Source organism: Streptococcus mitis, assembly GCF_002096925.1.
In the GTDB taxonomy this organism is placed as follows: Bacteria; Bacillota; Bacilli; order Lactobacillales; family Streptococcaceae; genus Streptococcus; species Streptococcus mitis_AF.
In genome coordinates this window covers 1-20576 of sequence record NZ_NCVN01000017.1, presented here as the reverse complement: position 1 = coordinate 20576, position 20576 = coordinate 1, and the positions used below count along the sequence as shown (strand labels likewise).

The window sequence follows — 20576 nt, the reverse complement described above, 5'->3', positions numbered from 1 at the left end:
AGGAGGATCTACAATGAAAAAAATCACATTATTTGGTTTGTCTCTAGCTGGTCTAGCTTTACTGGCTTTTCCACATTCAGGGCAGGCATTTGAGCTTAAAGAAGAATGGGGTGTTAAGTGTGGAGTGCAGTATCAAGATGGCAAGATTCTTCGGTTTAACAATGGTCATGAAGTGGATATAAAAGTCTTGGATTTGCCAAAAACCGAGAAAATCGAGTGGACGGTTAGTCTCAATGGTCAAGATCAAACTGTCAATTTCCTAGGTCAAGAAAAGGACAAGTCTATGATGGGCGTAGAGGGGCGTTACCTGAATTTCTATGTTCCATATGGCTATAGAGGAGATATCAAGGTAGAAGCTAAGAGCGGAAATGAAGTAAAGACCTGGTCAACGAAAGTTGTGGATGATATTCATAATGATAGTGGAAAGAGAGGTTACTATCGTATTGAAGAATCAAATGATCAATACACTTACCTTGATGCTAAATGGGATTATCAAACCAAGACTTACACTGCTACCTTACCAGAGACTGTCAATGGTCAAAAAGTCTTTGCTTGGGCAGACTATGACAATGGCGAGTTGAAACTAGAAAAACCAAAATCTATCAGTCACAAATATGATGATGGAGGATCTTTCAAAGAACTTTATCCGATTGTAAAAGCAGAAAGTTGGCTAAAATCAAACCAAAACTGGTACTATCAAAAACAAGGTCAATTAGTGCAGAAGGATTGGGTTTATGACAAGGGAACTTGGTACTTTATGAATGATAAAGGAGTCATGTTCAATCAAACTTGGCTTTATCAAGGTAGCAACTGGTATGCCTTTAAATCATCAGGAGCCATGATTGCGAGTGACTGGCTTTACGACCAAGGCAAGTGGTACTATTTATCAACTTCAGGAGCCATGAAAGCAAGCACTTGGGTTTATGATAAGGGAGAATGGTATTATGTAAGTTCTTCTGGTGCCATGCTAGCGAATGATTGGGTCAAAGATAATGGCCAGTGGTATTATCTGGCTTCATCAGGTAAGATGCTTCGCAATACCTACACCCCTGATGGTTACTACGTTGGTAACTCAGGCGCCTGGCAATAAGAATAATACTCTTCGAAAATCTCTTCAAACCACGTCAGCTTCATCCACAACCTCAAAACAGTGTTTTGAGCTGACTTCGTCAGTTCTATCTACAACCTCAAAGCAGTGCTTTGAGCAACCTGTGGCTAGCTTCCTAGTTTGCTCTTTGATTTTCATTGAGTATAAGAAGTCCTTTTCCTTAAAGGAAAGGGGCTTTTTACTTGCTTTTCTGCTGCTTCCTCATTTGTCCTAAAGCCTTTTTTGTGTTAAAATGAATGGTATGAAAGCTAAAAAAATGTGGATGGCAGGCTTGGCTCTGCTAGGTATTGGAAGCCTTGCCCTTGCTACGAAAAAAGTTGCAGATGACCGTAAGCTCATGAAGACTCAGGAAGAGTTGACAGCGATTGTACGAGACCATTTTTCAGACATGGGGGAAATTGCGACACTCTATGTTCAGGACTATGAAAGCAGTCTAGAGAGCTTGGTTGGTGGCGTCATTTTTGAGGATGGCCGTCATTATACCTTTGTCTATGAAAATGAAGACCTAGTCTATGAGGAGGAAGTCCTATGATACAACCAGCAAGTTTAGAAGAACTAGCATCTTTAGTGGAAAAAGATGGCAAGAAGGTCTTTCTTTTTGTGGCGGACTGGTGTGGCGATTGTCGTTATATCTATCCTGCCTTACCAGAAATTGAGGAGACCAATCCAGAGTTCAACTTTATTCGAGTGGACCGAGACCAGTATATGGATTTGGCCAAACTCTGGGATGTTTACGGGATCCCTAGCCTTGTTGTTCTAGAAAAGGACAAGGAAATTGGCCGTTTTGTTAACCGCGACCGTAAAAGCAAGCAACAAATTAACGACTTTTTAGCAGGACTGAAATAGGAGAAAAAGGAAACAATGATTTTTACATATAACAAAGAACATGTCGGTGATGTCCTTATGGTCATCGCGAAAAATAGCGGAGATGCCAAACTGGATGTGGAGCGCAAAGGCAAGGTAGCTCGTGTTTTCCTCAAAGATAATGGGGAAACAGTGGCGTGGAATATTTTCGAAGTTTCAAGTTTGTTTGAAATTGCAGAGCGCGGTCAAGTCTTTTTGACAGATGAGCAAGTCGCTCGTTTGAACCAAGAATTACAAACGGAAGGTTTTACAGAAGAAATTGTCAATGACAAGGAACCTAAGTTTGTTGTTGGTGAGATTGTCGAGATTGCAGCCCATTCAGATAGTGACCACCTCAACATCTGCCAAGTTGCAGTCGCAAGTGATAAGACGGTACAAATCGTTGCAGGAGCTCCCAATGCGCGTGTCGGTCTGAAAACCATTGTAGCCCTTCCTGGAGCAATGATGCCCAAAGGCAATCTCATTTTCCCAGGTGAGCTTCGTGGTGAAAAGAGTTTTGGCATGATGTGTAGTCCTCGTGAATTGCATCTGCCAAATGCTCCGCAAAAACGTGGTATTATTGAATTATCAGAAGACCAAGTTGTTGGAACTCCATTTGATCCAGCTAAACACTGGACTGCCTAAGAAGTTGTTAATATCTGATAGACCAGATAGAAGGAAATAAGATGGCAAAAAATGTTGTGATTACAGGAGCGACATCAGGAATCGGTGAAGCAATTGCGCGTGCTTATCTGGAGCAGGGTGAGAATGTCGTTCTAACTGGACGACGGACAGACAGGTTAGAAACCCTTAAGTCGGAGTTTGCAGAAACTTTTCCAAATCAAACCGTCTGGACCTTTCCACTGGATGTGACGGATATGGCTATGGTAAAGACTGTTTGCTCTGACATTCTAGAAACGATAGGGCGGATTGATATCTTAGTCAACAACGCCGGACTGGCTCTAGGTTTAGCACCCTATCAGGACTATGAAGAGTTGGATATGTTGACCATGTTGGATACCAATGTCAAAGGTTTGATGGCAGTTACTCGCTGTTTTTTGCCAGCAATGGTAAAAGCAAATCAAGGACATATCATTAATATGGGCTCAACCGCAGGAATTTATGCCTATGCAGGTGCAGCAGTTTATTCAGCTACCAAGGCAGCAGTTAAGACCTTTTCAGATGGACTGCGAATTGATACCATCGCAACGGATATCAAGGTGACAACCATTCAGCCTGGAATTGTCGAAACAGATTTTTCTACAGTGCGTTTTCACGGTGATAAAGAGCGGGCTGCGTCCGTTTACCAAGGAATCGAAGCCTTGCAAGCTCAGGATATTGCAGATACAGTGGTCTATGTGACTAGTCAACCTCGTCGTGTGCAAATTACAGATATGACCATTATGGCTAATCAACAGGCGACAGGTTTCATGGTTCATAAAAACTAAAAAATTCCTCGAAAGTTACAAATTTCTGTAACTTTTTTTTGATTTCTTACGAATAGATAAGTAGGAGGAAGAAAATATGTATAATAAAGTTATCTTAATCGGACGCTTGACGTCTACACCAGAATTGCACAAAACCAACAATGACAAGTCAGTAGCGCGAGCAACTATCGCTGTAAATCGTCGTTACAAAGACCAAAATGGGGAGCGCGAAGTTGATTTTGTTAATATGGTCCTATGGGGCAGACTAGCAGAAAGCTTGGCAAGCTACGCAACCAAAGGTAGTCTTATTTCAGTGGATGGAGAATTACGTACCCGTCGTTTTGAGAAAAATGGTCAGATGAACTACGTGACCGAAGTACTTGTTACTGGATTCCAACTCTTGGAAAGTCGTGCTCAACGTGCCATGCGTGAAAATAATGCAGGACAAGATTTGGCGGATTTGGTTTTGGAAGAGGAAGAATTGCCATTTTAAGCATTAAAAAGTCTGAGTTGGTCTCAGGCTTTTTATCTTGAGAAAGTCAGACTTTTTTCTTGACTATTTCTGACCAAGTGATACAATAGAACTATGAATTAGCACTCAGGTATAAAGAGTGCTAATAATATCTATCTCATCATGGAGGAAAGCAGATGTTGAAACCATTAGGAGACCGTGTGGTCTTGAAAATTGAAGAAAAAGAACAAACTGTTGGAGGCTTTGTCCTCGCAAAATCAGCCCAAGAAGAAACGAAAACAGCTACAGTAGTGGCTACTGGACAAGGTGTTCGTACCTTGAACGGTGACTTGGTAGCTCCAAGTGTTAAGCCTGGAGATCGTGTCTTAGTTGAAGCCCACGCAGGTCTTGATGTCAAAGACGGCGATGAAAAGTACATCATCGTTGGCGAAGCTAACATCTTGGCTATCATTGAAGAATAGAAGGAGAAAGTAAGTATGTCAAAAGAAATTAAATTTTCATCAGATGCCCGTTCAGCTATGGTTCGTGGTGTCGATATCCTTGCAGATACTGTTAAAGTAACCTTGGGACCAAAAGGTCGTAACGTTGTGTTGGAAAAATCATTTGGCTCACCCTTGATTACCAATGACGGTGTGACCATTGCCAAAGAAATCGAATTGGAAGACCATTTTGAAAATATGGGTGCCAAATTGGTATCAGAAGTAGCTTCAAAAACCAATGATATCGCTGGTGACGGAACAACAACTGCAACTGTATTGACCCAAGCAATTGTCCGTGAAGGAATCAAAAACGTCACAGCAGGTGCAAATCCAATCGGAATTCGTCGTGGGATTGAAACAGCAGTTGCTGCAGCAGTTGAAGCCTTGAAAAACAACGCCATTCCTGTTGCCAACAAAGAAGCTATCGCTCAGGTTGCAGCCGTATCTTCTCGTTCCGAAAAAGTAGGTGAATACATCTCTGAAGCCATGGAAAAAGTTGGCAAAGACGGAGTCATCACTATAGAAGAGTCACGTGGTATGGAAACAGAACTTGAAGTTGTAGAAGGTATGCAGTTTGACCGTGGTTACCTTTCACAGTACATGGTGACAGATAGCGAAAAAATGGTGGCTGACCTTGAAAATCCATATATTTTAATTACTGATAAGAAGATTTCAAATATCCAAGAAATCTTGCCACTTCTAGAAAGCATTCTCCAAAGCAATCGTCCACTCTTGATTATTGCGGATGATGTAGATGGTGAGGCTCTTCCAACTCTTGTTTTGAACAAGATTCGTGGAACCTTCAACGTAGTAGCAGTTAAGGCACCTGGTTTTGGTGACCGTCGCAAAGCCATGCTTGAAGATATCGCCATTTTAACAGGCGGAACAGTTATCACAGAAGACCTAGGTCTTGAGTTGAAAGATGCTACAATTGAAGCACTTGGTCAAGCAGCGAGAGTAACTGTGGACAAAGATAGCACTGTTATTGTAGAAGGTGCTGGAAATCCTGAAGCGATTTCTCACCGTGTTGCAGTTATCAAGTCTCAAATCGAAACTACAACTTCTGAATTTGACCGTGAAAAATTGCAAGAACGCTTGGCGAAATTGTCAGGTGGTGTAGCAGTCATCAAGGTCGGAGCTGCAACTGAAACTGAGTTGAAAGAAATGAAACTCCGCATCGAAGATGCCCTCAATGCTACTCGTGCAGCTGTTGAAGAAGGTATCGTTGCAGGTGGTGGAACAGCCCTTGTAAATGTTATCCCAGCCGTGGCTAATTTGGAATTGACAGGAGACGAAGCAACAGGCCGCAATATTGTTCTCCGTGCTTTGGAAGAACCAGTCCGTCAAATTGCCCACAATGCAGGATTTGAAGGTTCAATCGTTATCGATCGTTTGAAAAATGCTGAGCTTGGTACAGGTTTCAATGCAGCAACTGGCGAGTGGGTCAACATGATTGATCAAGGGATTATCGACCCAGTTAAAGTGAGTCGTTCAGCCCTACAAAACGCAGCATCTGTAGCCAGCTTGATTTTGACAACAGAAGCAGTCGTAGCTAATAAACCAGAACCAGCAGCTCCAGCTCCAGCAATGGATCCAAGCATGATGGGCGGCATGATGTAAAAGCAACTTATAAAAAATACAAAAGGAGGGATGCGTATTCCCTCCTTTTATGGTTTTCTATTTTAAATAGATTTGAGCTCTCCTAACTTATATGATAAAATAAGACTAGAAAAAGGAGAAGAACATGATCGATGTAGAAGAAATTCTGAGCAAGATGAACCCTAATCAGAAGATTAATTATGACCGTGTCATGCAGAAGATGGTACAAGTATGGGAGAAAAATGAGCAACGGCCAACCATTCTCATGCATGTTTGCTGTGCCCCTTGCAGTACCTATACCCTCGAATATTTGACCAAGTATGCAGATGTGACCATCTATTTTGCCAATTCTAATATCCATCCTAAGGCAGAATACCATAAGCGGGCCTATGTCACCAAGAAATTTGTTAGTGATTTTAATGAGCGGACAGGAAATACGGTTCAGTACCTAGAAGCTCCCTACGAACCCAATGAATACCGAAAACTAGTTAGGGGACTAGAGGAGGAGCCAGAAGGTGGCGACCGTTGTAAGGTTTGCTTTGACTACCGCCTGGATAAAACAGCGCAAGTGGCTATGGATTTAGGTTTTGACTATTTTGGCTCAGCCTTGACCATCAGTCCTCATAAGAATTCTCAAACCATTAACAGCATCGGAATCGATGTGCAAAAAATTTATACCACCCACTATCTTCCCAGTGATTTCAAGAAAAATCAAGGCTACAAACGTTCAGTAGAGATGTGTGAAGAGTATGACATCTACCGTCAATGTTATTGTGGATGCGTCTATGCAGCCCAGGCTCAGAATATTGATTTGGTTCAGGTTAAGAAGGACGCCACGGCTTTCTTACTGGATAAGGACGTTGAAAAAGACTATTCCCATATCAAATTTACAGTTACAAAATTAGATATATAAATGAAAACTTGCCTCAAGGTAGGTTTTTTGCTAGTAGAAAAGCGATAGACAGAAATTGCTGGACCAATCTTTGAATTTCTAGTCCAAGGCTTGTGAGTCTTCAACAAGCCTTGGACTCTTAAAAAAATTAAGTTTTGCTCAAAAGAGCTTTTTAAATTAAAACGAGCAATTATCAGTTCAAATCTGTTTCAAAAGAAGAACGGATAAATTAATCGGTGCTTTGTTTTTGAGTTAGGAAGTTAAGCATGCTAAACTGAGTCGTAGGAATAAATTTCTTTATAGAAATGTGTTACAACTCTGCTATAACGGAATATTCCTTTTTTGCATTTATACAACTTATTTAACACTATCTTTATTCTTGTGATATAATGTCAAATTATAGAGTGGAGGTCATTTAAAATGATTGATAAAGTAATTGAACAATATAAAAGTCATGATAATCTTGATATTCGAGTAGAATTGCATAAGAAGTATTCAAAAAATAAATTGGGATTTAATAATTGGATATTTTCTAACTACCAAATCACTGATGAAGTAAAGGTTCTAGAATTGGGATGTGGTACAGGAGAACTGTGGAAAAGTAATAGTGATTCTATAGATAAAATGAAGCAGTTGGTTGTTACAGATTTTTCTAAAGATATGGTAAAATCAACGAATTCAGTGATTGGAAATAGAGACAATGTCAACTATGAGATAATGGATATTCAAAAGATTTCTTTTGAGAATGAAACGTTTGATATTGTTATTGCTAATATGCTTTTACATCATGTGAATGATATTCCTAAAGCTCTCTCTGAGGTAAATAGGGTCTTAAAAACCGGAGGAATTTTTTACTGTGCTACATTTGGTGAAAATGGAGTTGTAAATTATTTGGCAAATTTATTTAAAGATGAGGTTAATCAAGATTTAGAAAATAAAACGTTTACTTTACAAAATGGTAAAAGGTACCTGAGTAGGTATTTTAACTCTGTCGATACATTACTCTATGATGATGAGTTACAGGTAACTAGTATAGATGACCTATTTAAATACATCCAATCGTTTAAAGGAGGTTCACTAGAAGAGGAAATAATACGTAAAAGATTGGAAAGTGAGTTTAATAATGGTATGTTGATCATTCCTAAAGAATATGGTATGTTTATCGCTCGAAAAGAAAGTTAAGGGAACGAAATTGTGAAAAATTATGGAGAAGCTTTTCGATATTTTAGAAAATTAAACGGATATTCTTTAGAGTATGCTGCAGCTGATTCTATATCAAAATCTCAACTTTCTAGATTTGAAAGAGGAGAAAATGAAATTTCTCTTTCAACGTTCTTTAAATTATTATCAAATATCAATGTTTCGATAGAGAATTTTTGTAATTACTTAGAACATTATAAAAGATCGGAACTTGATGATTTTTTGGTTAACTTATCTCCAAATTTTTATAGTTTGAATACTAAAGGATTGGAGGAAATAAAAAATGAGCAACAAAAACTTTTTGAGAAGAGTGGGGAAAAAACTCATAAAATAAATACAATTATGGTTCAGGGATTATTAAATCAGATAGATTGTAATTATGTAGTTAGTAGAGAAGATCTAAATTTAGTATATGACTATTTATTCCAGAAGGAACGATGGGAGTCTTATGAGATAACATTGATTGGTAATTTATATCATCTTTTTGAAATAGATTATATTTACATGGTCGGAAAAGAAATACTAGAGCGTACACATTATTACGAAAAAATCGGTAAGAATAGAAATTTAGTTGTGTCAGCTTGTTTAAATTTTTGGTTCTGTTGCCTTGAAAATTCACATCTAATATATGCAGACTACTTTGAAATGAAATTAAAGAAATTATTAAAAGATGACACAAAAGTTTTTGAAAAATCTACATTCAAATTTGTAGAAGGATATAAAATATATCTGACTGAATCTAAAGAATCTGGAATTAAACAAATGGACAATGTCATAAAATATTTTGAGTTTATTGAATCTAAAAGTATTGCTTTATATTTTCAAAAACGATTAAATGAGTTGGTAGATTAAATAGCATTTTCTCTGTTGAGATATTGTTTTTAAAATATTGTACTAAATGATTGATGCTATGTGGAAATACAAAAAATAAATTATTTGATACGAAGTTGACCTGTATTTTTTATACTAATCATTTTCGTATTTTTTGTATGAAATGATATAAGTTTGTTGTAAACTTACAAGGAATAAAGACATTAAAAAATAACAGTATATCTATTTGTTTTATATATTTTACGAATTCTGCATAAATCACTTTCTAGTAATGTGTTGTAACTCTGCTATAATCGATTTATTCATTTTTGTGTTTACACAATTTATTTTACACTACCAAAAAATAAGGTCAGGATTTTGTTCCTGACCTTTGACAACTTTACCGATTCTTTAGTTCTACATAGCGCTTGTACCAAATGTTTACATAGGCTTCTGAGAAAGGACCACGTCCATTATTAATCCAATCAACAAGAATTTTGACATGTTCTTTTAAAATATAGTCCAAGTCATCAGAATAATTCATTTTGCGTTTGTGACGCTCATACTCCTCAACGTCCAAGAGACGTTTTTCCCCATCTGTAAAAATTTTAACATCCAAATCGTAATCAATATACTTCAGTGCTTCTTCATCCAGATAGTAGGGGCTAGCCATATTGCAATAGTAGGAAATTCCATTATCGCGAATCATGGCAATGATATTAAACCAATATTTCTTGTGAAAGTAAACAATAGCCGGTTCTCGAGTGACCCAACGACGACCATCACTTTCGGTAACCAGTGTATGATCGTTGACACCAATAATGGCGTTTTCTGTTGTTTTTAGTACCATGGTGTCCCGCCAAGTTCGGTGGAGACTCCCATCATGCTTATAACTTTGAATTGTAATAAAGTCGCCTTCTTTTGGAAGCTTCATAACTAACCAACTTTCTACAATTTATAAGTTTATCGTTTACTATTGTACCATAAAATTACCTAAAATCTGTGAATTTTACATGAAAATATTAAAGATATTCTCTGAGAGCGCTTGCTATATCCGAAAAATCATAGCCTTTTCGTGCTAAAACTTGAGTTAAACGCTGTTTAAGTTCGTATCCTTCATATTTTCGGGCATACTTAGCATATTGCTTATCAAGTTCCTTGAAGATGAGTTCCTGAGTCGTTTCTTGGTCAACTTGACTATCCAACTGGTCAAAGGCACTTTTAGCATCAGAATAGGAAAAACCCTTGTTGGTCATATTCTGGATAATCTTATCTTGCAAGGCACGAGCTGGAAGTTTTCCTTCATATTTTTTCAATAGTTTATTAGCTACACGTTGAGCAACTTCAGAAAAATCAAATTTTTTCAAGTTCTCTTCTATAGTAGATTTTGGAACCCCTTTTTGTGTTAGTTTCTGAATCAATACATAAGGTCCCTTGTCTCCTGAAAGTTGATTGGCATTGATGATAGCATAAGCGTACTGAGCATCATTAATCCACTTATCTTCTTTAAGATTAATAATGACTTGAGAAACGATGTTTTCATCAATATCGTATTTTTTCAGATATTCTCTGACTTCTTTTTCAGTGCGTGCTTTAAAGGATAAGTGGTAGAGAGCTAGATTCTTACCGTAAGAAAATTGGGCAAAGTCCTGAATATCTTTCAATTCTTCTTCGCTTATCACCTTATCTCTTGATAACATAAAACGAACAATAGTATCTTCAGTAATGCAGCATTTGTCGTCATTATCAAGCTCCATCAGATAGAGTCTTTTTTTCTTTTCAAGTTTTGTGATTTTCATAGTTCTATTATAACTCAAAATGTGAGAAAAAGCTGAAACCCCTTGATATAGCCGTTTTTTGTCCCTTAATGATGAATTTTAAGAACTTTTTAGGAACTTTGTAAATTCTCAATGGCTTTTTCATAAAAGGAAGTCGCCTTTTTCTTATTGTCTTTGGATAGGTGGCTATAGATGTCCATAGTCATTGAAATTTTAGAATGGCCAAGCCGTGTTTGGATTTCTTTGTAAGGAAGTCCTGCATTGAGCAATAGACTAGCGTGGGTGTGTCGGAAAGCGTGGAAACTCAAACGAGGACATCCAGCCAGTTTTAAATGCTTTTCTAGTCTGAATCTGAGCGCTCCCGCTTCTCTATAATTGTCAAAGGTATCAGAGAACACTTTTTCAAAAGTTACCCCTATTTCCCTACCTATTTGGGATTGTCTTGCTTTATAGAGCCGAAGCATGAGTACCGTTTTGGTATCCAGTGCTATTTCTCTAATGCTACTTTTACTTTTAGGGCTAGTGATTTCCTTGAGGGTGTTTAAAGTCTTGGTAACTGAAATGCTACCGTTTTGTAAGTCAATATCAGACCATTTCAAGGCTAAACACTCACGAATACGCAAACCAGTCGCTAGAAGTGTCTTATATAACACCGTATCGGAGAAATTTTTATAAGTGTTTGGCAACTGATCCAGATAATCTAAGAATTTTTTCAAATTGTCGTCATCCAGATATTTCAGTTTTTGCCCTTCTTTGGGTTTGCGACGTGGGACGATGATATCACTAGCTGGATTTGAAGCAATGACTTGCAAGGAAACGGCATAGGATAATATGCGTTTATTTAAGGCATGGAGTTGATTATATTGCTGATAACCTTTTCCTAGTTGATTGTAATCTATTGCCCACTGGTTTACCTGGTGCTGGATGATTGGGGGTGTTAGTTTATCTAGTTTGTAGTCTCCAAAGGCTGGTAGGAGATACTTTTTTATGTTGTTTTTTGCCCCTATAAGAGTGCTATGTTTGACTGTATGGCAATAATTTTCTAGCCAGAGTTCCGTCAATTCCTGATAGGTGGTAACGTTAATGGCTTTTGTGACTGTTGAGCCGTTTTTTTCAAACTCTACCTTGGCTTGGATAGCCTTGCTTTTGAGGCTGTTCTTGGTTCTGTCTGAAATAGTTGTCTTGACTTTCTTACCCGTTACGGTATCGATGCCAAGATAAACGCTGGAATGGTAAATTACTGATCCATCTTTCTTTTTGTATTCTGTAATCTTCATGGTTTTACTCCTTTTTCCATCAGCAGGCAAGCAATTAGAAAAGGTTTTGAGTTTATACCATGCGAGGGGCTACGAGACCCCCCTTGTTTTCGATTTTAAGCAGTTAGATGGTAAATTGTACCAGAATAAGAAACAAGGCGGATATGGTGCTTATATGGGATTTGAAAAAGCCTCAGTATTTCAAGAGTTTTATTTAGAAAATAAAAAGGAAGTAACAACTAAGCTACTTCCCTGGAGCGCTGAGGCTCAAAGTTTAAAAATATGAGGGTAAACCTCTAAGCAACTTAATTATAGATTAAAGTCTAATAGATGTCAATCAGCAGGCAAGCAATTAGAAATGGTTTCATTGATTAAACCTCAAAATAATGCACAAAAGGAGCTTCGTTAAAAGCCCCTTTTGGTAGGTCGCTACTGCAACCATTCATTAAGATTAAATAAATTATAATCCATTTGGAGCTATATGTAAACAAATTAGCAAATAAGTTCGCCTTTTTTCGTCCTAAAACTGTCCCTTCCGTGTTGTTTCGTAGTCCATGATTCTCCTTTCTATTTGTCAATTTTGCCGTTTTTTGCACTTTAGTCTGTAAAATTGGTTTTCTATTCTTCAATTTCCTCCATTTTTGCACAATAGACCGTAGAAATAGGGTTGCTATTGGTGAATATGGGGGAGTTTTTTATTTTAAGTTATGTTTACTAGAATAAAAAGAAAAGTAGCCGCATCAAATACGGCTACTATCACGTTATGGATCTAAAATCCAAATGTAAACTTTATGGAGCTAAACTCCTAATAGCTGTATTGTAATATAATTATTAAAAAATGTCAAGAGATTAGAAAAGGTATAATTCTTTTAACTTTTCGTTAATTTTGTCCAATGTGTTATCAGATACTTTCATTTTTCCGATTGGATCTAATCTATTTTTCTTTAAAATTCTATCTTTGCTGATTGTTTGAAGGTTATTACACTTGGCATAAGAACGCTTAATGTATTTTTTGTAGTATTGAGTTAATTCAATAACGTCATTTATTTCTGATTGTGTCCGTTTAAGGTTATCATCGTCTATTATCTTAGGTTGAATTATTTCGTTTGAAAATTGTTCTGTATAAACTTGGTAGACATCCGATAAGGCAGCTTCAGTAATTGCATTATTGGAATCTAAATATTTTAGGTAGGCAAATAAATCTTTGTGTAATTTTTCAATATATTCATCAAGCAAAATAGAAGGATATTCCGCAATGACTTCGTCTATGAGTACAGTATCTATTTGATTTTTAGATGTTAGAGGAATTACTGTAAGTGTTTTTTTATAGGGACTATCTACTTTGTCTAAGACAATAGCCCAATGATTATTTGATAATTCTCCGCCTATATTTACACCGAACTCTACGAATACCAGAGAACCACGACTGAATTTCCAATATTTTCTTTTTTGAGTCTTGGCTTCAAATAAGAATTGTTCAGATTGTCTTTTAACTGCTGGTGCAAGAAATCTGTATTTAGAAGATGTATGCTTTGCTTTACCAAGTTTATAGAGTTTTTCAACTTCTATGTAGTTTTGTTTGGTTTGTTCAAAATATGGATTTTCTTTGTTCATTTTAATTCTCTCTATATATGCCCACGATTTCGCCGATGGTTTAGAAGATATTAGTCATCTCTATTTGTCAATTTTGTCGTTTTTTGCGCTTTAGTCTGTAAAATCGGCTTTCTATTCTTCAATTTCCCCTGTTTTTGCACAATAGACCATGAAACGATGGTTGCTATTGGCGAATATGGGGGAGTTTTTTAATTTACGATGATTTCTCCAACAGGGATAAAATCTTTTTGTTTTGAAGATTTTGCGATTAAGTCGTATTGATCAGCGGATTTTTCATATCCAAGGGAAAGAGTAGTATTGTCGTCTGGTAATTTTTTAGCAAACTCAGATATAGACATCCGAAATACGGTAATTGCATTTTGCTGATTAGTTGTAGCAGAATTTGAATTGATTGCATCCATAGTCTCTTTTGCGCTATCTTTAGCCGTTCCAGTTAGCAAAATCATGATTGTATCATGCGGTTCGGATGAATCTGAATCGATTACGTTATTTTGAATTTTTACGCTTATTGCGCCAGTTGATTCAGGATCTAATTTTGATTTGATTTCAGAAATTAGATTGTCGTATTTACTGTTATCTACTTTGGTTTTAACGTTTGTTGAAGTAGTGTTTTTTTGCTCAGTTTTTGGTTGCTCCGAGCTATCTTTGGTAGCTGATTGATTGTTAGAGCAAGCTACTAGAACGGTAGCAGAAAGTAAAATAGCTGATGTGCTTAGTAATTTTTTCATAAGTAGCCTCCTATATGCTGATGTTTTCTAATAAAAGATGGGGAATTTTTATAGAATCTTCTCAAAAACCATTGTGGCTTGAATACGGTCGCCACCGCCTAGCCCTTTACTTCCACCATTGGCGGTTGTGATTGTATGCAGGCGGTAGCCTTTTGAAGCTTGTTTATTGATAACATCTTCTAATTCTGTAAGGTTTCCTGATCCAGTGTCAAAAAATCCTATGGGGAGTTACTCTTTTTTAGTTTTTGACCAGATAATTCTAAGTAAATTCTAAATTATTTTTTATCAGTATACTCTTTTATGATACCTATATCTTTATTTTTTTCGTATAGACTATTTACTAGTTGCATAACGATTTTTTTATCAGATGTTGACAGGGTTAGAAAAGAACCGAAAAAATCTTTAAAAAGTATTGGCAATTGTCCAAGAGCTATATAGATTCTTGAAATATTATCAGAAAGAGTCCCACCGATTTCTTCATAATCATCTTCGGGTTGAGTTTTTTCCCACTCTTCAAGAATAAGTTCCTTAATATCTTGTTCGATTATGGGAAGGCTTTCAGCTTGTACAAAAAAAGATAAATCCAGCTTACCGTTTTTTCGATTAGTTTCATCATATTCTGAAATTATATTTTTAAAATCTGGGTTGGTGCGTAATAATTTTGCCATATTTCTATAGCTATCAAATGCATCATTTTGAATAGTTTTATAATCTTCATACCCCAATAGCTGCCCAACACTTACCCCGAAAATATCCGCTAATTGCTGGGCTTTTTCTGGTTTTATTTGACGTTCACCTTTTTCCCAATAAATATAAGTTCTTTTTGTAACTCCTATTTCATCAGCTATTTCTTGCTGAGTCATTCCAATTTTACCGTTAAATTCTTTATTTAACCTCAATTCTTTTAACTTATTATCCATATTTAAAAACACCTTTCAAGAGTATTTTATCATGTTTTTTTAAAATGTTGCAAAAAAAATTCAACATTTTTTCAAAAAAGCATTGAAATTGAACAAAAAGTGCAATATAATATTTTTGTCAACATATAGTTGCACAAAAAGTACACCATATAAAATATCTTTCAATCTTTTGTGGTGAAATTTTTAAACAAAAGGAGGTTTTATGCTATGAAGAATAACATGAGATTGTTATTAGCCAAGCAACGTAAGAAAACTGCTGATGTTGCAGAGGCTACAGGAATTTCAAAAAGTACTCTAACGGCTTTGTACTATGAACGTGCAAAGAATCCAAGTCTTGATACGTTAAAAAAAGTATCTAGTTACTTGGGCGTTACGCTGGATGAATTTCTAGAGACGAAAGAATAGAAAGGAGCGAACCAATCGTAATACTACTCTACATTTATAGATTTCTCATGTGGTGCTTTACCACTGGAGATTGATAAACGAATCTAGCTAAATATTTGCTTGCTACCTATAGCAGTATCAAGGGTTTGTAGGGGTTCATATTCTCCGATTTTACCCTACTTTAATGCTTTACCTTGGTACTGTTTTAGGTGGCAAGCACTGACAAAAGAAGAAAGGAGCGAACCAATGGAATTGGTTTACATGGACGGCAAGAAAGAGCCGTATACTACGAGCGAGATTATCGCTGAATGTGCTGAAGTACAGCACCATACTATTACACGCTTAGTCAGAGACAATAAAGCTGATTTTGAAGCGTTGGGAATACTTGGATTTAAAATCCATAAATTAGATAAGAGAGGGCAACCGAAAAAAATCTATCTTCTGAATGAGCAACAAGCTACCTTGCTGATCACTTATCTAAAGAATACCGAACCTGTACGGCAATTCAAAATGAACCTAGTCAAAGCCTTTTTTGAAATGCGTGATGAACTTTCTAAACGCTATCTTCAAAGAGAACTGGAAAAACCAAAGCGCAAGACCTTAACCGAAGCTATCAAATCATGGGAGAAAGCACCTAAGCATGCCTATAGTACACTTACAAATTTATTGCTAAAGGGAGCGACTGGGAAAAACAAGTCTCAACTCATGCAAGAGCGAGAAAGTGGAAACGGTATTGACAGTTTAACTAGTGATGAACTTGCAAACTATCAGCGCTTGGAAGATATGGCAATAGCGATGATTAACTTGAATAGGGGATATTCAGAAATTAAGGAATTAATTTTTAAAGTATAGGAGTATAGAAAATGGAAAATGAATTTAAGACAGTTACAAATGCCAAAGGGTTAGAAATTCCTAAGTATTCCAAGGATTTTAAAAAGCTAGTTGAGAAAGACAGACAACTAGCCGAATATCTTTGTATGAACTACGAGGATTTGGACAGTGAAGACCTGGGCGCATTTCTTGAAACGGTGGAGCAGGGGCTCAGCTGGATTCTGGACCTTATCGAAAGTAAAGACTTGCTTTATAAACCAAAGTCAGGTAGAAATCATGCAACAAGAAAATAAAAAAATCACTTGCTCAAATTTTGGACAAGGCGAGCAAGCGACAAGATTAAGGATATAGAAATTTTTTCTATGCTCCGATTATAGCAGAAAACAGCTATTTTATCAAATACAAACGAAAAACCGAAGAGCAGGCAAGCAATTAGAAAAGGTTTTGAAATCAAGCGCTGACAGGGTGATTCTAAGGCCTTGTTTAGCTGAAAGATGGGTAATTACTCACGAAACACCGCTACAAGCGTTCGCCAACTTGGGGCAATCGCCCAGCGTTTGGAGTGGTGCTAATTACGTATAGGAAACAGGCAAAAAAAGCACAGGAAAACAATATGACATTAAATATAAAGGAAATTCAAGAGCAAGGAGGCAGACTTGGAGATGTGCTTCCCAGAATTGAATTAGTAAGACAGTTGAGTAATTCGCTGATAATGGCGAAAAATAACGGAGTAGATACTGATATCTTATCTGGACAGATGACAGAGGGGTTAGGCGTTATTCGTGACCAGATGGAACAACTCTATAGAGAGTTGGATGGGATTGCAGTTCATCTCCTTAATTGTGAGAATTTTGAAGAATTGGGGTACAAGTCAGATGAAAATTCCAGATGTAATGAAAATGACTCAAGTAGAAATTGATGATTTTATGGCCGATTTAAAGGTTAACAATCCAAATCTATTACAGTTTATTATTGATTTTTTAGATAACAAAGTATCTATCAAGGAAGTTGAAGCTTTCCAAAAGATGGAACATCAAGCCCAACAGTTATATATCAAGAATTACAAAGCGAGGGCATAGCATGAATGAACTAGATTTAAGCAATACACAGGCGCTTATTTTCACCGTGATTTTGATTGGCTTTCTAATTTACCTAAACCATCGAGACCGCAAAAAGAGCGCCCAACTGGATCGAGAAAACAGGAAACTAGGAGAAAGACCTAGTGAGAGTTTAAGCCCTGACTATGGGCGATATATCCAACTTGCAAGCATTAAGCCGTGGAGGTGATGATATGTTTGAAAGAATGATTGAAGAAATTCAAATAAAAATATTAGAAGCCTTAGAACGTTACCTGAAAAGTCATGAGAAAATACCTCCCCGAATCATTGGGCTGATTTCCGCAAAACGAGTACAAGAAGAGTTAGATATAAAATACCTGACCTTGCAAAAATGGGAAAGAATGGGCCTGAAGCGTTATCAGCCCCCGGGAGACGATAGCAGAAAAGTTTATTATAAAGTGGACGACATTTATAAGTTTATGGGGGTATATGATGGCAAAAACTAAAGTATATTTTTGGTTGAAAATTGATAAGAAATTTTTTGACAATCTCTTTATTAAGCGACTCAAAAGTATGCCTGGCGGTTATACCATGACAGTAATCTATATCCGCATGATGTTAGAAAGTCTTGAAAGTGATTGTATTCTGTATTACGAGGGATATTTTGAAACATTAAAAGAAGAACTAGCCTTGAAATTAGATGTTTCAGAAGATGATATATCTATGACTATAGCTTATTTTACGCAATGTGGCCTGATTCAGATTGATGAAGATAAGAATGCCGAGTTAACCCAAGCAAAAGCTTTAGTACAACAAGAAACAAACCATGCTGCATATATGAGAAGTTACCGCAAAGAGCAACAAGGGAAAGAAAAAAATCTTACAATGTTATCTAATAATTTTACAACGTTATCTACATGTAAGACAGAGATAGATAAAGAGTTAGAGCAAGATTTAAAGTTAGATATAAATAAAGAATATATAGCCGAGGAAACCTCGCCTAATGAGCAAAGCTCATCTTTCATTTTTCCTAGTTGGCTTGAAGAAACAGCTATAAAAGATTTAGAGAAAACAAAACATAAAGAACTTTGGGTTCCTATTGCTTATCTGAATCAAGTAGCTAACAAGAGATATAAATTTGTTGACAAGACTAAAAGGCTTTTACTAGCACGATTCAAAGAAGGCTATACACTTGAAGATTTTAAACAGGTGATAGATATTAAAACGGCAGAATGGAAGGATAGTCCTGAATTTTCTAAATATCTGAGACCTGAAACACTTTTCGGTTCTAAGTTTGACGGTTATTTGAATCAAAAGCCTAAAACAATAAGAGGGAAGTCTGAAGATAACTTCCCAGACCTACCATTTTAGGAGTTGCAAGGATGAAGGAACAATTTAAAGAATTTAATAACAGAAAAATATCAGATAAAGTTTGTGATATTCATCAGGTAAATTACTGGGAAATTTCTATACCTGTAGTAGGGAGTTCAGAAAGAAAAATACAACCATTTTGCCCGGAGTGTGTGAAGGGGGATATTAAACAAAAAGAGAAAGACCTATTACAGAGGTTTGATGATAGACAAACGTATTTTAAAACTTATGATGTCTTAATGCGTGATAGTACAATTCCTAAAGAGTTAAAGGGAGCGACATTTGATAATTTCTTTGTTAAGACTACAGAGGAATGTCAGATGTTAGAGTTTGTAAAAGGACAAGCCCAGAAGTACCTTGCAGGTATGACGGGAAATACTTTAATCAGCGGTAGCACAGGAATAGGAAAAAGTCACTTATCGCTTGCCCTGGCCAAAGAAATCAATGAGAGTTTCAGAGAGAAGAACGAGCCTAAGAGCGTATTGTTTGTCAGCTTAACCGAGATTATCAAGCAGATAAAAGAAGGTTGGGCTTATGGAAGAAATGCAAACTTAACAGAGTATGAGGCGGTTAAAAAGCTGGTTGACGTTGATTTTCTAATCATTGATGACCTTGGAGCAAAAAATGGAACAATCACTCCTAAGAGTGACTGGGAACAGGATTTCTTGTTTGATATTATAAATAATCGAGAAACTACGATTTTCAACACGAATCTAGATAGCAGTGAACTGCGAACTGTTTACAACGCTAGAAACTCAAGTAGAATTTTGAAAGGTTTAGAAGGGAACACTTTCAAGGTTTTTACGATCAAAGATAAGCGATATACGATTAACACAGTGAGAGGAGAGAAAGGTTAATAGATATGGATGAAATGAAATTTTCAACAGAAAAAGGCTTTATTGTCTACGAAAAATGTGGTATAATAGAGATAGAAAAAGTTCCAAGATTTGGAGAGATAACTTTAGTCTACTCAGATGGGAAATTTACTCATCTAGTCAAAAAAGAAACTAAAAAATAAGTCTATTGAGAACAACTCAGGGGCATACCGTAAGCATATGATGCTAGTGGTATGCCCTTTTTGTTATGTGACTATTAGTCCGTCTCGCTCCGCTAGGTGCGAGACAAAAAACTACCCGCTATGCGGGTACGCGTCGAAGGTTATACCCAAAAAACTCCAGACGCGATACAATAAAGGTGTTCAAGCCAATTGTAAAGCGAAAGGAGAAAAATATGGCACAAAAGGCACATAGTTTATCGCACACAAAGTGGCACTGTAAGTATCACATTATGTTCCCCCTAAGTATAGACGAAAAGTTATCTATAATCAATATCGAAGTAGTTTAGGCGAAATATTCCACCGAGGATAAGTGTCTCAAGTTTCGTGGGTTATTTAAAAGGTAAAAGTGCACTCATGCTGTTTGACAAACACGCCAATCTCAAGTACAAGTTTGGGAATCGGCATTTTTGGGCGGAAGGTTATTATGTGAGTACGGTTGGACTCAATGAAGCCACAATTAAGAAATATATCCAAGATTAAAGAAATTATCCAGTGGATGATTTCTTCACGAGTATAAAAATTTGAGAACGAGTAAAGCATGATATAGCACTAGATAAATTGAGTGTAAAAGAATATGAGGCTCCCTTTAGGGATAGTGGTAAGTAATACTAAAGCCTCTTTGAGAGGCAAGTGACGAGTCAAGAGCAATAAGGCTTGAACAAAGTGAAAGCCAGCGTCTTTAGGCGCTGGCTGGTAATTTGGGCTTATAGCTCTGGGACAAACCACCCGTTTGACGGGTGGTCATGATT

At 36.7% G+C, this 20576-nt stretch carries 29 protein-coding genes and 1 pseudogene; 23 read left to right on the top strand and 7 right to left on the bottom strand.

Features of this window, described 5'->3' with window-relative positions:
* Window positions 1–13 precede the first annotated feature (13 nt).
* From B7692_RS04580 to B7692_RS04515, 11 genes are all read left to right on the top strand, one after another.
* The gene (locus B7692_RS04580) at window positions 14–1090 is read left to right on the top strand and encodes an N-acetylmuramoyl-L-alanine amidase family protein (protein WP_192855472.1); all 1077 of its coding nucleotides are present in this window, start codon (window positions 14–16) and stop codon (window positions 1088–1090) included.
* A gap of 250 nt (window positions 1091–1340) precedes the next feature.
* Window positions 1341–1640, top strand: a complete 300-nt coding sequence (locus tag B7692_RS04565; RefSeq protein WP_049543840.1) for a DUF4651 domain-containing protein — start codon at window positions 1341–1343, stop codon at window positions 1638–1640.
* Entirely contained in the window at window positions 1637–1954 is a 318-nt protein-coding gene (locus B7692_RS04560; RefSeq protein WP_023948252.1) for a thioredoxin family protein, read from the top strand. Before B7692_RS04565 ends, B7692_RS04560 begins: the two co-directional genes overlap by 4 nt.
* Before the next feature lie 15 nt (window positions 1955–1969).
* Window positions 1970–2596, top strand: a complete 627-nt coding sequence (gene ytpR, locus B7692_RS04555; RefSeq protein WP_084930041.1) for a YtpR family tRNA-binding protein — start codon at window positions 1970–1972, stop codon at window positions 2594–2596.
* A 41-nt stretch (window positions 2597–2637) separates the two neighbouring features.
* Window positions 2638–3399, top strand: a complete 762-nt coding sequence (locus B7692_RS04550; RefSeq protein WP_084930040.1) for an SDR family oxidoreductase — start codon at window positions 2638–2640, stop codon at window positions 3397–3399.
* Between the two features lie 76 nt (window positions 3400–3475).
* A complete protein-coding gene (locus tag B7692_RS04545; protein ID WP_060627102.1) occupies window positions 3476–3871 on the top strand; it encodes a single-stranded DNA-binding protein in 396 nt (131 codons plus the stop codon).
* Window positions 3872–4026: 155 nt separating this feature from the next.
* Window positions 4027–4311, top strand: a complete 285-nt coding sequence (gene groES / locus B7692_RS04540) for a co-chaperone GroES (protein ID WP_084930039.1) — start codon at window positions 4027–4029, stop codon at window positions 4309–4311.
* Between the two features lie 15 nt (window positions 4312–4326).
* Window positions 4327–5949, top strand: a complete 1623-nt coding sequence (gene groL / locus B7692_RS04535) for a chaperonin GroEL (protein WP_084930038.1) — start codon at window positions 4327–4329, stop codon at window positions 5947–5949.
* A gap of 124 nt (window positions 5950–6073) precedes the next feature.
* A complete protein-coding gene (locus B7692_RS04530; protein ID WP_000567567.1) occupies window positions 6074–6841 on the top strand; it encodes an epoxyqueuosine reductase QueH in 768 nt (255 codons plus the stop codon).
* A 399-nt stretch (window positions 6842–7240) separates the two neighbouring features.
* Window positions 7241–8002, top strand: a complete 762-nt coding sequence (locus tag B7692_RS04520) for a class I SAM-dependent methyltransferase (protein WP_084930037.1) — start codon at window positions 7241–7243, stop codon at window positions 8000–8002.
* A gap of 12 nt (window positions 8003–8014) precedes the next feature.
* Entirely contained in the window at window positions 8015–8872 is an 858-nt protein-coding gene (locus B7692_RS04515) for an Rgg/GadR/MutR family transcriptional regulator (protein WP_084930036.1), read from the top strand.
* Window positions 8873–9230: 358 nt separating this feature from the next.
* On the opposite strand, the gene ntdP is transcribed toward B7692_RS04515, so the two are convergent.
* The 3 genes from ntdP to B7692_RS04500 all read right to left on the bottom strand — a co-directional run bounded on the left by ntdP (window position 9231) and on the right by B7692_RS04500 (window position 11885).
* Window positions 9231–9764, bottom strand: a complete 534-nt coding sequence (gene ntdP, locus B7692_RS04510; protein WP_000775316.1) for a nucleoside tri-diphosphate phosphatase — start codon at window positions 9762–9764, stop codon at window positions 9231–9233.
* 88 nt (window positions 9765–9852) lie between these two features.
* Window positions 9853–10629, bottom strand: coding sequence for a recombination regulator RecX (gene recX, locus B7692_RS04505; protein WP_084930035.1), 777 nt, complete (start codon window positions 10627–10629; stop codon window positions 9853–9855).
* An 89-nt stretch (window positions 10630–10718) separates the two neighbouring features.
* Window positions 10719–11885: a tyrosine-type recombinase/integrase gene (locus tag B7692_RS04500; protein ID WP_084930034.1), complete on the bottom strand. Its 1167-nt coding sequence runs from the start codon at window positions 11883–11885 to the stop codon at window positions 10719–10721.
* Here B7692_RS04500 and B7692_RS04495 point away from each other — a divergent pair.
* Entirely contained in the window at window positions 11884–12150 is a 267-nt protein-coding gene (locus B7692_RS04495; protein ID WP_084930033.1) for a hypothetical protein, read from the top strand. The two genes, B7692_RS04500 and B7692_RS04495, sit on opposite strands and share 2 nt — an antisense overlap.
* Window positions 12151–12713: 563 nt before the next feature.
* Here B7692_RS04495 and B7692_RS04485 read toward each other — a convergent pair.
* From B7692_RS04485 to B7692_RS04470, 4 genes are all read right to left on the bottom strand, one after another.
* On the bottom strand, window positions 12714–13478 hold the full coding sequence (locus tag B7692_RS04485; protein ID WP_084930031.1) for a type II toxin-antitoxin system PemK/MazF family toxin: 765 nt from the start codon (window positions 13476–13478) through the stop codon (window positions 12714–12716).
* Window positions 13479–13666: 188 nt separating this feature from the next.
* On the bottom strand, window positions 13667–14206 hold the full coding sequence (locus B7692_RS04480; RefSeq protein WP_084930030.1) for a hypothetical protein: 540 nt from the start codon (window positions 14204–14206) through the stop codon (window positions 13667–13669).
* 48 nt (window positions 14207–14254) lie between these two features.
* On the bottom strand, window positions 14255–14428 hold the full coding sequence (locus B7692_RS04475; protein WP_084930077.1) for a DUF4177 domain-containing protein: 174 nt from the start codon (window positions 14426–14428) through the stop codon (window positions 14255–14257).
* Window positions 14429–14481: 53 nt separating this feature from the next.
* Entirely contained in the window at window positions 14482–15126 is a 645-nt protein-coding gene (locus B7692_RS04470; protein ID WP_000369027.1) for a helix-turn-helix transcriptional regulator, read from the bottom strand.
* 207 nt (window positions 15127–15333) lie between these two features.
* Between B7692_RS04470 and B7692_RS04465 the strand changes: the two genes are divergently transcribed.
* From B7692_RS04465 to tnpA, 11 genes and pseudogenes are all read left to right on the top strand, one after another.
* Window positions 15334–15531: a helix-turn-helix domain-containing protein gene (locus B7692_RS04465; protein WP_084930029.1), complete on the top strand. Its 198-nt coding sequence runs from the start codon at window positions 15334–15336 to the stop codon at window positions 15529–15531.
* Window positions 15532–15756: 225 nt separating this feature from the next.
* Window positions 15757–16362: a Rha family transcriptional regulator gene (locus B7692_RS04460; RefSeq protein WP_084930028.1), complete on the top strand. Its 606-nt coding sequence runs from the start codon at window positions 15757–15759 to the stop codon at window positions 16360–16362.
* 11 nt (window positions 16363–16373) lie between these two features.
* Window positions 16374–16634: a hypothetical protein gene (locus B7692_RS04455; RefSeq protein WP_084930027.1), complete on the top strand. Its 261-nt coding sequence runs from the start codon at window positions 16374–16376 to the stop codon at window positions 16632–16634.
* A gap of 320 nt (window positions 16635–16954) precedes the next feature.
* The gene (locus tag B7692_RS04445) at window positions 16955–17260 is read left to right on the top strand and encodes a hypothetical protein (protein WP_239822374.1); all 306 of its coding nucleotides are present in this window, start codon (window positions 16955–16957) and stop codon (window positions 17258–17260) included.
* Window positions 17217–17420 carry a hypothetical protein gene (locus tag B7692_RS04440; RefSeq protein WP_025170925.1) on the top strand — a complete coding sequence of 68 codons (204 nt, stop codon included), beginning with the start codon at window positions 17217–17219 and terminating at the stop codon, window positions 17418–17420. Before B7692_RS04445 ends, B7692_RS04440 begins: the two co-directional genes overlap by 44 nt.
* Before the next feature lies 1 nt (window position 17421).
* On the top strand, window positions 17422–17628 hold the full coding sequence (locus B7692_RS11215; protein ID WP_078352928.1) for a hypothetical protein: 207 nt from the start codon (window positions 17422–17424) through the stop codon (window positions 17626–17628).
* Between the two features lie 4 nt (window positions 17629–17632).
* Window positions 17633–17905: a hypothetical protein gene (locus B7692_RS04430; RefSeq protein WP_000462953.1), complete on the top strand. Its 273-nt coding sequence runs from the start codon at window positions 17633–17635 to the stop codon at window positions 17903–17905.
* Complete coding sequence (locus B7692_RS04425) at window positions 17892–18770, top strand: conserved phage C-terminal domain-containing protein (protein WP_084930026.1); 879 nt, start codon at window positions 17892–17894, stop codon at window positions 18768–18770. Before B7692_RS04430 ends, B7692_RS04425 begins: the two co-directional genes overlap by 14 nt.
* A gap of 11 nt (window positions 18771–18781) precedes the next feature.
* Window positions 18782–19627: an ATP-binding protein gene (locus tag B7692_RS04420; protein ID WP_084930025.1), complete on the top strand. Its 846-nt coding sequence runs from the start codon at window positions 18782–18784 to the stop codon at window positions 19625–19627.
* Window positions 19628–19632: 5 nt separating this feature from the next.
* Window positions 19633–19788: a hypothetical protein gene (locus B7692_RS11105; protein ID WP_000344069.1), complete on the top strand. Its 156-nt coding sequence runs from the start codon at window positions 19633–19635 to the stop codon at window positions 19786–19788.
* Window positions 19789–20000: 212 nt separating this feature from the next.
* A pseudogene (gene tnpA, locus B7692_RS04415) lies at window positions 20001–20433 on the top strand (IS200/IS605 family transposase).
* Window positions 20434–20576: the final 143 nt, after the last annotated feature.

Coding starts and splice junctions, on each gene's coding strand:
- B7692_RS04455 (WP_084930027.1), top strand. CDS start 16,374: ATGGAAAATGAATTTAAGACAGTTACAAATGCCAAAGGGTTAGAAATT.
- ytpR (WP_084930041.1), top strand. CDS start 1,970: ATGATTTTTACATATAACAAAGAACATGTCGGTGATGTCCTTATGGTC.
- B7692_RS04445 (WP_239822374.1), top strand. CDS start 16,955: ATGACATTAAATATAAAGGAAATTCAAGAGCAAGGAGGCAGACTTGGA.
- B7692_RS04430 (WP_000462953.1), top strand. CDS start 17,633: ATGTTTGAAAGAATGATTGAAGAAATTCAAATAAAAATATTAGAAGCC.
- B7692_RS04480 (WP_084930030.1), bottom strand. CDS start 14,206: ATGAAAAAATTACTAAGCACATCAGCTATTTTACTTTCTGCTACCGTT.
- B7692_RS04425 (WP_084930026.1), top strand. CDS start 17,892: ATGGCAAAAACTAAAGTATATTTTTGGTTGAAAATTGATAAGAAATTT.
- B7692_RS11215 (WP_078352928.1), top strand. CDS start 17,422: ATGAATGAACTAGATTTAAGCAATACACAGGCGCTTATTTTCACCGTG.
- B7692_RS04465 (WP_084930029.1), top strand. CDS start 15,334: ATGAAGAATAACATGAGATTGTTATTAGCCAAGCAACGTAAGAAAACT.
- B7692_RS04495 (WP_084930033.1), top strand. CDS start 11,884: ATGGTTTTACTCCTTTTTCCATCAGCAGGCAAGCAATTAGAAAAGGTT.
- B7692_RS11105 (WP_000344069.1), top strand. CDS start 19,633: ATGGATGAAATGAAATTTTCAACAGAAAAAGGCTTTATTGTCTACGAA.
- groES (WP_084930039.1), top strand. CDS start 4,027: ATGTTGAAACCATTAGGAGACCGTGTGGTCTTGAAAATTGAAGAAAAA.
- ntdP (WP_000775316.1), bottom strand. CDS start 9,764: ATGAAGCTTCCAAAAGAAGGCGACTTTATTACAATTCAAAGTTATAAG.
- B7692_RS04470 (WP_000369027.1), bottom strand. CDS start 15,126: ATGGATAATAAGTTAAAAGAATTGAGGTTAAATAAAGAATTTAACGGT.
- B7692_RS04440 (WP_025170925.1), top strand. CDS start 17,217: ATGAAAATTCCAGATGTAATGAAAATGACTCAAGTAGAAATTGATGAT.
- groL (WP_084930038.1), top strand. CDS start 4,327: ATGTCAAAAGAAATTAAATTTTCATCAGATGCCCGTTCAGCTATGGTT.
- B7692_RS04545 (WP_060627102.1), top strand. CDS start 3,476: ATGTATAATAAAGTTATCTTAATCGGACGCTTGACGTCTACACCAGAA.
- B7692_RS04485 (WP_084930031.1), bottom strand. CDS start 13,478: ATGAACAAAGAAAATCCATATTTTGAACAAACCAAACAAAACTACATA.
- B7692_RS04580 (WP_192855472.1), top strand. CDS start 14: ATGAAAAAAATCACATTATTTGGTTTGTCTCTAGCTGGTCTAGCTTTA.
- recX (WP_084930035.1), bottom strand. CDS start 10,629: ATGAAAATCACAAAACTTGAAAAGAAAAAAAGACTCTATCTGATGGAG.
- B7692_RS04550 (WP_084930040.1), top strand. CDS start 2,638: ATGGCAAAAAATGTTGTGATTACAGGAGCGACATCAGGAATCGGTGAA.
- B7692_RS04520 (WP_084930037.1), top strand. CDS start 7,241: ATGATTGATAAAGTAATTGAACAATATAAAAGTCATGATAATCTTGAT.
- B7692_RS04460 (WP_084930028.1), top strand. CDS start 15,757: ATGGAATTGGTTTACATGGACGGCAAGAAAGAGCCGTATACTACGAGC.
- B7692_RS04420 (WP_084930025.1), top strand. CDS start 18,782: ATGAAGGAACAATTTAAAGAATTTAATAACAGAAAAATATCAGATAAA.
- B7692_RS04565 (WP_049543840.1), top strand. CDS start 1,341: ATGAATGGTATGAAAGCTAAAAAAATGTGGATGGCAGGCTTGGCTCTG.
- B7692_RS04560 (WP_023948252.1), top strand. CDS start 1,637: ATGATACAACCAGCAAGTTTAGAAGAACTAGCATCTTTAGTGGAAAAA.
- B7692_RS04500 (WP_084930034.1), bottom strand. CDS start 11,885: ATGAAGATTACAGAATACAAAAAGAAAGATGGATCAGTAATTTACCAT.
- B7692_RS04530 (WP_000567567.1), top strand. CDS start 6,074: ATGATCGATGTAGAAGAAATTCTGAGCAAGATGAACCCTAATCAGAAG.